We start from the raw sequence: 11461 nt of genomic DNA on the forward strand, positions 1-11461 counted from the left end.
TTAATCTGCGGACAAAGATAACAACTTTAGCATTGTATTGTAATTTCTTGCAGTAGCAAATGTTTTAAGTTTTCTTTCGAAAAAATTGACATTAAATTTTGCTTTTCCAAATCCTTTTTCACAGAAATAATAAATACAATTATTGAGAATTTGATACTCCTCTCCTTCATATACTTTTTCTGAGGCTTCTTTTGCTAAATCATTATTTGGGCAATCGTGAAGCATCATAAAATAACTTGCTCTCTTTTTGTTTTCAGAAAATGGACAGTCATCAAAAATGCGTTTTAAATCTTGTCTTGTTTTTACTAATACTGACAATCCAAATCCGAAATAATCTATAATACTTTTTTCGATGTCACTTTCTATTTCTAAAATACTGTTTTTTGAAGATTGTAAGATTACATTACCACTTTGAATATAGGTTTCTACATTTTTAAATCCAGATTTATTAAGTAATTCCCTTAGTTCTGCCATAGGGACTTTTTTGTGCCCTCCAACATTAATTCCTTTAAGTAGTGCAATGTATGTTTTCATTTATAACGAAATATTTTGAGCCACAATATAAGCTCCTGTCCAAGCATTTTGAAAATTAAAACCTCCTGTTACTGCATCAATATCAAGTACTTCCCCAGCAAAATACAGATTTTTATGAAGTTTACTTTCAAAGGTTTTAAAATTAACTTCCTTTAAATTAATACCACCGGAAGTCACAAACTCTTCTTTAAATGTACTCTTACCATCTACATTAAAAACAGCTTTTGTTAATTGTTCTGAAAGGTTATCCAATTGGTTTTTATTTAAGTCTGCCCAAGTAGCATTCATTTCAATATTAGAAGCTAAAACCAATTGTTGCCACAATCGTTTTGGCAAATTGTATTGACTGGATTTAAAAACCGCTTTTTTTGCCAATTCTAATTTTAAAACTTTTAAATCGTTTATACAATCTTCGAAAGTTTTTCTAATAAAATTAATTTCTATTTGAAATTTATAATTACGTTTTGCCAATTCTAGAGCTCCAAAGGCAGAAAGTTTTAAAATTGATGGAGCACTCATTCCCCAATGTGTAATTAGTAGTGGTCCCTCACTCCATAAATTGGTATCTAAAACTTTTACCTCAACCTGTTGTGCAACCACTCCAGGTATATCTTGTATGCGTTTATCTTTAATATTAAAAGTAAAAAGTGATGGGACAGGATGTGAAATAGTGTGACCCAAATCTTCTAAAAGTTTCCAGATTTTAGGGTTACTTCCAGTAGCTATTAAAATTTTATTCGCTGAAAAACAACCTTGAGTTGTTTCTATATTCCAAATACTTTCACTCTTTGAAATAGTCTTAACAGAATGATTAATTAACACTTCAACCTTATATTTTTTGGCTTCATTAACAAAACAATCTATAATGGTTTGCGAAGAATCTGAGGTTGGAAATATTCGCCCATCTTCCTCTATTTTAAGCTCAACACCTCTTTTTTCAAACCATGCCATAGTATCACCTGTCATAAATTGATGGAACGGTCCGAGTAACTCCTTTTCTCCTCTAGGATAATTCAGCACCAATTCGGAAGGTATAAACTCTGCATGTGTAACATTACATCGCCCGCCACCAGACACTTTTACCTTGGTTAACACCTCTTTCCCGCGTTCTAAAATGGCTACATTTAAATTGGGATTTTGTTCGGCAATATTTATGGCTGCAAAAAACCCAGCAGCACCTCCTCCAACAACTAAAACGTCTTTTTCTGTCATAAGTCTTAAAATCTCTGTAAATTTAGCATTATAAATCAGTACAACCCAAAATGAACAAATTCCTATTATCCTTTATTTTACTTACCTATTCATGTAGCACTGGAAACCTTAAGGTTATTGCCGATATTAACAGCGATTTAGAAGAAGCTTCTGCTTTAGAAATTGTTAAGCGTTCAAATTTACTTTGGACCATTGAAGATGCTGGCAATAAAAACAATCTATATGGTTTAGATTTGAACGGTAAAATTGTAAAAGATATTGATATTTCAAATGTAAAAAATGAAGATTGGGAAGACTTAACCTCAGATGCGTTGGGAAACATATACATTGGCGATTTTGGGAATAACAACAAAAAAAGAGAAAACTTTAGTATTTATAAAGTAAGTAATCTTACACAAGTTAAAGATGATACTACTGCTGAAATTATTAATTTTAAACTTCCTAAAGATGTGAAATCGGAAGATTTTGAAGCTTTCTTTTTGCTAGATAATGCATTTTATATATTTAGTAAAGAAAACAAAACCAGCCTTTTATTGAAAGTGCCAAATACTATTGGAAACCATGTAGCAGAATTAGTTACAGATTTTAATTTAGATGGAAAACATAACAAAATTACCTCGGCAGCGGTAAGCGCAAATGGTGAAATCGTTGTTCTATTAAATCATGATAAGTTGTGGAAACTCACAAACTTTAAACCTGACGCCTTTTTTAAAGGTAAAGTAGAAGAGTTAAAATTCAATCACAGCTCTCAAAAAGAAGGAATATGTTTTAAAAACGACTCCGTTGTTTATATTTCGGACGAGAGACATAAAACCGAAGGCGGTAACATTTATGAATTTAAGTTAAACTAAAAGTTCAGCCCAAAACCAAATGAAAACCTTAAACCTTCAACACTATTAAAAAAGTTAAAGGTTCCTGATAAACTTTCAGCTGCGGTAACCCAAAAACCACCACCGTAGTCGTTGTGCCACTTATCTGAAAAATCTCCTTTTAACCAAACTCTACCAACATCGAAGCCTCCAAAAACCCCAATTTGAATTGGTAAAATATTGGTCTTAAATGAGTTGAAACTGTAGCGTAAATCGGCACTTCCTACAAAAGCATTTTTACCAGTAAATCGCTCTGTTCTGTATCCTCTTAATCCGTTTTCACCTCCAATATTTGCAGCTTGGTAAAACACTAATTCATCTCCAACACGTACTTGTAATCTTGCGTCTGTTTTTAAAACTAATTTTTTATTTTCAGAAAGTGAGTTATAAAATCCTAGATTCGAATTTAAATAACCATATGTGTTTTTAGTTTCTTTAAATTCTGTTTTACCACCAATATTAAACAAAAACGTCATCCCTTTGGAAGGGTTAATAGCGTTATCAAAACTTTTGTAATTAAACTCTGCTTCAAGAGCACCGAAAAAGCGTCGTTTGTAAAAATCCTCGTTTGTTACAGGCATAAAACTGGCTATAAATCTATCCTGAGTATTTTCAATTTCTATACCTTCTAAAATCGCTCTAAACCCATAATCGCTACCAAAATTACCTTTCTTTATAATGCCAACTTTAGCCGCATAAATACTTGTTTTAACGCGGTTATAATCCAAATCTAATTGGTCATCGTTATTAACTGTTTCGTTTCCATATCCAAAAAAGTTATTTGTAAAATTTTCAGTTGTAAATTGTCCACCAACATGTAAATTCCAGTCATTCATAATATTTGCAAACTCTCCATCATACAATAATGAAAACCCACTAGTTGCAAAGTAATAACCTCCTTTAAACCTATGTTGTTGCGAATAAGGATTACGTTGAAAACCTTTAATTGTTTTAGAAAAATTAACCCCTAACAAAAACCCATCATCTGGATTAAATCCAACAGCAGGAGTAATGACACTTGATTTTACTATGTTTTTATTAAAATCGAATAAATTCAAATTATAAACATCCGTTAGTCTAATTTGTGCACCCTTGTTTTCTTCTACAGTGTTCGGTTTACTCTCATGGTCATAAACTTTAATACGTCGTCCGTTTTTAATTCTATATGTATCGTTTTCTTGTCCACCAATTAAGCGCGTATAAATTAAATTATTGGCTTTACCTGATACTTCAAAAATATCCTTATCATCTAATCCGTAAATCCATATTTCCTTGGTGATTGTTCTATTAAAAACCTTATCAACAATTACTTCCCCTTTTTTACCATCAATAATTCTAGAAATAATAACACGCGTTTCTTCATCTCCTGTTCTAATAACTTCTATAAAATCATCTTTATCAGTTCCTGTTAAAATAACCAACTCATTCAAGTGATTGTAATAACGGGTAGCGATGTCTATAAGATTAGAACGTCTACCTTTCAATTTCTCTTTAATTTCTTGTAACGTTTTATCTTGAACTTCTTCAGGCACCTTGGTGAAGGCTTCTTCAATTATCGCATCAGTTATGTTTTCTTGAAGAAATTTAGCCTGTTCTAACCAAACTTTTTTATCTGCATCTTGGATAAGTACCCGGTCTAACTTTATGCCAGCACTATTCATCCACTCAATATCTTTTAACTCTTCATCATATACTTGCAATTGTTTGGTAGACCCCGAAATAATTTTCATAACATCTAACAAAGCACCATCAAAATTTGAAAACACCTGGTCGCGATCTCGAGGAATGGGATGGTAGTATTTATCTCCATTTTCCTGATCAAATTGTGCCCAACGCCATTGGTCTTGATGTCTATCCCAATCTCCAATTAGCATATCAAACAAACGTGCTCTTACAAAAGCATCCTCGGCAATTTTGTATTTTTCATCTTGACGAACTTTCTCAATTATATCGTGCGTACTTTCAATATCATCTGCGTATCCAAAATTTCTTTCATCCACATAATTATCTTCTGGTCGCTCTTCAATCATATACAACTCGCCTCCATATTCCTCATTAAATTCACCTAAATGCTTATGCTTTGGAATAAAATATAATTTAGGATTTGTATGAAATATTTTTGCTGCATTTGATAAATCTGGAACAACGGCGAAAGCATAAGGATGTGCTGCCGTATAAAAATCAAGGATTAAACCTTCAATAGCAGTTTTTTCAAACTCATCTTGAATATAAGTGTCTTTAAAAAGTACTGCTTGCAAGTATTGGGTAGCACTTTTACGGAGTGCACGCATATTTAGCTCTCTTCCATCTTTAGTTTTTAATCTAAGTGATCTTGTTTGGTGACCGCCGCCTTTTCGAACAACTTCCAATCCACCATATAAAGTGTCAAGCGTTGCTACTTTTGCCTTTATTTTTGTACTATAAACATCGCGATAATGACTTCCCCATACCGATTCAAAAAAACCTGACACATCGGTTTCATCTTTTGAATATATAGACACTTCAACTTCTTGTGGAAAGGTTTCTGGTAAATTTGAAATATCATAGGTTTTTGTGGGTGGAAAAACTTCTTTTGTAAATAATAATTTTGGTTGATTGTTTTCTTCACCATAATATCTTACCCAACTACTTCCATCTTTAAAAACAGTGAGCTCCACAAAGCCTTGTTTCCCGTAAGAAAACAATCCTGTGTCACTTAACTCAACTGATGATTCTTTCGCACCAGAACCCGATACTATTTGTTTTATGGTTTCTTTTTCAAGGTATTGCAAAGTATGTTCATGCCCTGAAACAAATACTACATTATCAGCATCCAGAGTCATTGTTTCTAAACGGCTCATTAAATCATGATAACGCTCGTTATATCGGTCTTGAATAGACACCCCTCCCTGAGTTCTAAGCTGAGTAACTAATGATGCTATACCAGGAAGCGGTATTTTCTTTTGAAACGGATATAAGTGTTTAGATAAGGCGTATTTTCCGCCATGCGTACCATTTGTTAACATAGGATGATGCATTGCAAAAATGGTCGTTTTATTTTGAGCCTTTTTTAATTCCCCTTCAATTTCTTCAAAAAATCGCTCTCTAGTTTTTATTTCGCAATCATCATTAACGGTTGGATGATTGTTCCAATTTTCTAAATACCATTGTGTATCAATGATTATTAATTGAATTGTTTCACCAACATCAATACTTTTTAGCGGACAACCATCTTCAGGTTGAAACGTATTTTTTCCAAGTAAATCTTCTATATATTTTTCTTCTCGTTTTAACCCTTTTAAACCATTAGAATACCAATCATGATTTCCAGGAATAAAAATAGTTTTACCTTTAAAGGTTTTAACTGAATTTACCTGAGCATTTAAAGCGTTTTCTGCACTCGCTCTTCCTTTATGGTTTTTAACAGGCAAGCCTGAAGGATAAATATTATCTCCTAAAAAAATAGTGTAATCGTCTTTAGTTTTTTTCCCTTCTATATGTTTATTAAATGCTGTTAAGGCTGAAGACATTCCACCAATAGGTGATAACCCTGCATCACCAATAAGATAGAATGTTTTGTCTATTTCTTTATCTGGAAATGTATTTTGTTTATCTTCTTCATTTGCATATTGTGGTTTTAAAGTGGCACAAGCACTTAGAAATAAAGCAAGAACAAATAAAAAAGGTTTATAGTTAGTCATAAAAAATGCGTTTAAGCGAAGTTAAGATTTTATTTTTTTATAATAGATTAGGACCATTACTTCAATTTATCCGCGTGTAGATTTCTTAATTTTGCCAATTTAGGAGTAATTACAAAGCCGCAATAACCTTGTTCTTTATTATTTTTGTAATAATTTTGATGCTGACTTTCGGCTTCATAAAAAACATCCAACGGAGAAATTTCTGTAACGATTGGGTCTTCATAGTACCTTGCCATTTCCTTAACCACAGTTTCTGCTATTTGCTTTTGAGCATCATTATGATAAAAAATGACCGAACGATATTGAGTGCCTTTATCAGCACCCTGCCTATTTAATGTTGTTGGATTATGAGTAGTCATGAAAATGACTAATATGTCTTCATAAGAGATTTTTGAAGCGTCAAAAGTAATTTGTACAACCTCAGCATGCCCAGTTAAACCAGAGCATATTTCACGATACGTTGGGTGCCCAGGAACACTACCGCCCGAATATCCAGAAACTACTTTTTCAACCCCTTTTACTTCTTGAAATACTGCTTCGGTGCACCAAAAACAGCCGCCACCCACCGTAGCGATTTCTGAATTTTTATTGCTCATTTGTAATCTCCTGTTCTAACTGCATGGATTCAGAATTAATACAATATCGAAGCCCGCTGGGTTCTGGTCCGTCCGGAAACACATGTCCTAAGTGCGCATCGCAAGTATTACACATAACTTCTACACGAACCATTCCAAAGGCTGTATCTCGCTCATATTTAATAGCATTTTCCTTAATGGGCTGTGTAAAACTAGGCCAACCTGTACCTGATTCAAATTTAATAGTAGAATCAAACAACGGTGTATTACAACATATACAATTGTACCTTCCGGCTTCGTGAATACTGCATAGTGCTCCACTATGTGGTCGCTCTGTACCTTTTAATCTTGTAATTCTGAATTGTTCAGGTGTTAATAGAGACTTCCACTCAGCTTCTGTTTTTTCTACACGTTTGTCTGGTGTTGGGTTTCCCTTTACGGAAAAGTTGATAACTTCTTTCCAAGTAAGCATACTTTATAAGTCTTTCTTTGTTAAATTAATATTAGTTTAAGATTAAACTAGTCGAAATTAAGTTGGTTTTCTTACAATTAAAATCTTTATCTTAAATCACTCATAATATATTTAAATTTTAGTAATTTGTGATTATAAATTAACTTGTTTTATGTCGAAATTAATAGAAAGTGCCGAAAAGTTTGTGTTCGATTTGTTTAAAAATGAATTAGATGCAAGTTTTTTATACCATAATTATACCCATACCGAACGTGTTTTAAGAAGTGTACGCGAGATTATAAAAAATACAGATATTAGTAAAAAAGATGCTGAAGTACTTGAGCTTACAGCCTTATTACACGATACAGGATATATTAAAACAAGGGAAGGTCATGAAGAAGAGAGTGTAAAAATTGCAACTGCCTTTTTAAAAGATAATGATGCCGATAAAAAAACGATTGAAGCCGTTAATTCATGCATCATGGATACTAAATTTAAAGATTCACCTAAAACCCATCTTGGAAAAGTAATTAGAGACGCTGATGCCTCTCATTTTGGGAAAAAATATTTTCTAGAGGCCAGCGAGTTTTTAAGAAAAGAGTTAGAGTTACAAGGTATTGCAAGTTATACCCCAAATGAATGGTTGGATGAAAACATAAAAGTACTTGCAGAAAAGCACGAGTTTTATACGGATTATGCCTTAAAAAATTGGCAACCACGTAAGGAAAAGAATCTTTCAAAACTTATAAAAACTAAAAAGAAAAGACGAAGTAAGCTTAAAACAGAAGAACTAAAAGCAAAATATAAAGCACAATATAAAAATGAAAGTCCAGAACGTGGAATACAAACGTTTTATAGAGTTGCCCTAAGAAATCATATTAAATTAAGTGATATTGCCGATACAAAAGCCAATATTTTACTATCTGTAAATGCTATTATCATATCGCTTGTTCTAGCTAATTTAATTTCAAAGTTGGACACCAATCCTTATTTAGTCTATCCAACCGCTATTTTCACATTGTCTTGTGTTATTTCAATGGTTTTATCTATTATAGCAACCAGACCTAATGTAACAAGTGGTGAGTTTACCAAAGAAGATGTTGCTAATAAAGATGTAAATCTTACCTTTTTTGGAAACTTTCATAAAATGAGTTTAGCTGAGTACGATTGGGCTGTTAAAGAACTTTTAAAAGATAAAGACTATGTATATAGCTCCTTAACTAAGGATCTTTATTTTTTAGGAAAAGTACTAGAACGAAAATATAGAATATTAAGAATTACTTATACCATCTTTATGATAGGTATGATTGTTTCGGTACTTTCTTTTGGAATTGCTTTAAAAACTAATGGTGCTAAATTGGAAGATGTTTTGCCCGATGAAAACGATTCTACTTTGATTAATTCAATATATGAGATAACGGGTTCTGATAATGAAACTTATAAAGTTGTTTAGGCTTTAATTTCTTTCATTAAATCGTCATATGTGTAGAAAACGTTATCATTACCATTATTTTTATGGTAAATCATACTCACACGAATTGCCTTTAAGCCTGTAACCCCTTGTAGGTCTTGCAACTCTAGTATTTCAACATCATCGTCAAACATTTTTTTAGACTGCATAAAACGAACATATTTTAAATACTCAATTTCATCTTCTTTCTGCGAGTAAATAATGCTCATTTTACCCTTTTGAGTCACACGTTCTTCGGTACCTTTAATAAAAGCTTTATCGACACGTTTTTTTACAACCTCATAACGCGCATTGTAGGTTCCATCTACATCAAATTGCTTTTCATCCATCCTAAATCTTATAGAAAGCGGCTGATTGAATACTAAAATCATGGAAGCTACATCTAAACCAATAGGATATTCATCCTGATTTTGGTAAAAATCATTTTCCATTTCATACATGACTTGCAGTTGCCATAGTCTTAGATTGTACAAGTAAATGGTATTAAAACTTTCTTCTTTGGTAATAGACTCGCCTATGTACATGTTATGCTCAACACCATCTGTTTTAAAACGTTCAAAAAAATGAGGATACATGTTTTGAGCCTCTATTTGTTTATGATCAAGTAAAGCCGACATGTTTTTATTGATAAGCGCAATGGTATCGTCGTAATTTTTTCTGTAATAATAAATAACGTTTAAATTGGTATCAACTTTACTGAAATAATCTTCAATTTCTTCTTTTGCGAAATCCTTTTTTTCTAAAAAGAAAATGAATAATGGCTCTATTTCTTCTTTAAAAAACCTCGTTAATTCATGCTCTGTATCTACTTTAAAATCCGCTTTTATTGCTTGATTAAATGCCTCAATTTGAAACTTTAATTGCTCATAAATTGGTAATTCTTCATTTTTAGGAATAATGTCCAAAATTTTATCTACCAATGTTAATTGTAACGCTAAATCTTTTTGTGTGGCAAGATTTCTAGCATCTGACGAACCTTTCACATCAATTTGTCCAAATAATGGATATACGTTATCAAAAGCTATTTTGCTAAAGGATGGTTTTTCTATTTGATTTTTTTGACTGTCGATTAAAAACTTTTTTGCCGCTTGTTTAAATTTCCAAGAAACACTTGGGTGAATTGAAGTACATTCCTGCTGAATAATAGCCTCAATTAAATTCTCTTCTTCATTGGTTGAGCGTTCTACTGCTGATACAATAAAAGGCATAACATCAAGCAACTTGTTCGCATTAATACTGTTAAGTTCCTGTGGAGTATAGGATACAATTTCTAATATCCCCATTAAACCTTGCTCATTAGCTATTGGTGCAAAAATTGCACTCTTAATACCTTGTTCGTGCAATGCTACAATATGTGGTGCTTTTCCTTTAGAAATTTTATAAAGCTTATCGACATCAGAAACTGAAAAATATTTATTTTCTTTTAATAACCTTTCATAAGACCATGAACACAAACATTCTTTACATTCTTTACTATCGGCATTGTTTATTAAAAAACTATTAGCACCTATACCATGTACCTTCTCAAAAGTGTCATCTTCTTTATTGTAAATTGAAAACCCAACCTTTACATCCTTAATGCCAAATAACGAACTAAAAATATCTCGGAAATTATCGGCAAAACTATCTTCCATGCAAGTTTCGTCAATTATTAAGTTCGATTTTATATTTGATATAGACTGATCATCTGTTACATCAAAAATGTTCGATATAACAAAACCTTTAAAAAGATAACTATGAGGTGGAAATTTTTCTTTCCAAATTTCAATATTATCAAAATTGTCTAATAACTCATCGTAATCTTCTTTAGTTATTTTTGGCGCATTATCAGTTGGAATAATTTCACAAAAATCCGCATTATATAATATCTTATAATAACGAAGTATGCCATTTTCATCTGGAATTTGATAATAAAAAGGCCTTTTAAAGTTTAAATTATACCCATAACAAAAATTTAAAATGATTGTACATGCCATTATATACATATCATTTTGTGGCATATTTTTTATTTGAAGTTCAAAATCACCACCGGCCGTTTTAATAATGTTTTTAAACCGCTCTGACGAATTAAAAATTAAATCATGAAGCGGAACCGAAGCTGTTTTAATTTCGTTTTTTGTTAATAGCGGACTAAATGTGTCCTGAAGTAATATTTGAATTTCTTTTTCCCTTGTTTTTAAAAGTGAAACATCGCTAAAACCATCCCTTAATTCAGGGTGTTTCTTGGCTATTTCTAAAACCTTATTAGCTTTATTAGCAATAAATTCATCCTCACTATCAGACATAGTCTCATAATGCTCTAACAACCTGTTAAAGCTGATTTTTAGCTTTAAAGGCGATTCAATATCGTCATTAACATCCATGATACTTATATGATTGTGATTAAAATACAAAGTTACAAATTATTGATTAAGTCGTTAAATTATAGACTTCATAACACTAATATTGTTACAAACTTTAACAAAAAAAAGCTTCTCGGTTTTCGAGAAGCTTTAAATTATTTTTATTTTAATCTAAACTATTGGTTTCCTTTTTTGTAATCTTCTAAAAATTTAGCCAAACCAATATCTGTTAATGGGTGTTTTAATAACCCTTTTATTGCTGAAAGTGGTCCTGTCATAACATCACTACCTAATTTAGCACAATCTATAATGTGCATTGTATGACGT

8 protein-coding genes and 1 pseudogene are annotated in these 11461 nt (G+C 31.9%); 2 read left to right on the plus strand and 7 right to left on the minus strand.

The window, feature by feature from the left end; genetic code table 11:
* A complete protein-coding gene (locus L3X39_RS11410; protein ID WP_237231912.1) occupies positions 1-534 on the minus strand; it encodes a DUF1697 domain-containing protein in 534 nt (177 codons plus the stop codon).
* Complete coding sequence (locus tag L3X39_RS11415; RefSeq protein WP_237231913.1) at positions 535-1746, minus strand: BaiN/RdsA family NAD(P)/FAD-dependent oxidoreductase; 1212 nt, start codon at positions 1744-1746, stop codon at positions 535-537.
* Positions 1747-1796: 50 nt separating this feature from the next.
* Between L3X39_RS11415 and L3X39_RS11420 the strand changes: the two genes are divergently transcribed.
* Positions 1797-2597, plus strand: coding sequence for a hypothetical protein (locus L3X39_RS11420; RefSeq protein ID WP_237231914.1), 801 nt, complete (start codon positions 1797-1799; stop codon positions 2595-2597).
* On the opposite strand, the gene L3X39_RS11425 is transcribed toward L3X39_RS11420, so the two are convergent.
* From L3X39_RS11425 to msrB, 3 genes are read right to left on the minus strand one after another with little or no spacing between them, the layout of a single operon-like run.
* Positions 2594-6295 (minus strand): metallophosphoesterase, encoded by a 3702-nt coding sequence (locus tag L3X39_RS11425; RefSeq protein WP_237231915.1) that lies wholly within the window; start codon positions 6293-6295, stop codon positions 2594-2596. The genes L3X39_RS11420 and L3X39_RS11425 overlap by 4 nt on opposite strands.
* 56 nt (positions 6296-6351) lie before the next feature.
* Positions 6352-6891, minus strand: coding sequence for a peptide-methionine (S)-S-oxide reductase MsrA (gene msrA / locus L3X39_RS11430; protein ID WP_237231916.1), 540 nt, complete (start codon positions 6889-6891; stop codon positions 6352-6354).
* On the minus strand, positions 6881-7342 hold the full coding sequence (msrB, locus tag L3X39_RS11435; protein ID WP_237231917.1) for a peptide-methionine (R)-S-oxide reductase MsrB: 462 nt from the start codon (positions 7340-7342) through the stop codon (positions 6881-6883). Before msrB ends, msrA begins: the two co-directional genes overlap by 11 nt.
* A gap of 151 nt (positions 7343-7493) precedes the next feature.
* On the opposite strand from msrB, the gene L3X39_RS11440 reads away from it, so the two are divergent.
* Entirely contained in the window at positions 7494-8774 is a 1281-nt protein-coding gene (locus L3X39_RS11440; RefSeq protein ID WP_237231918.1) for a Pycsar system effector family protein, read from the plus strand.
* Here L3X39_RS11440 and L3X39_RS11445 read toward each other — a convergent pair.
* Positions 8771-11155 carry a GAF domain-containing protein gene (locus tag L3X39_RS11445; RefSeq protein ID WP_237231919.1) on the minus strand — a complete coding sequence of 795 codons (2385 nt, stop codon included), beginning with the start codon at positions 11153-11155 and terminating at the stop codon, positions 8771-8773. The genes L3X39_RS11440 and L3X39_RS11445 overlap by 4 nt on opposite strands.
* Before the next feature lie 155 nt (positions 11156-11310).
* Positions 11311-11461: pseudogene (locus tag L3X39_RS11450) on the minus strand (fructose-6-phosphate aldolase); the annotation flags it as partial.

It is taken from the genome of Flaviramulus multivorans, from assembly GCF_021728415.1.
GTDB classification, from domain to species: domain Bacteria; phylum Bacteroidota; class Bacteroidia; order Flavobacteriales; family Flavobacteriaceae; genus Sabulilitoribacter; species Sabulilitoribacter multivorans.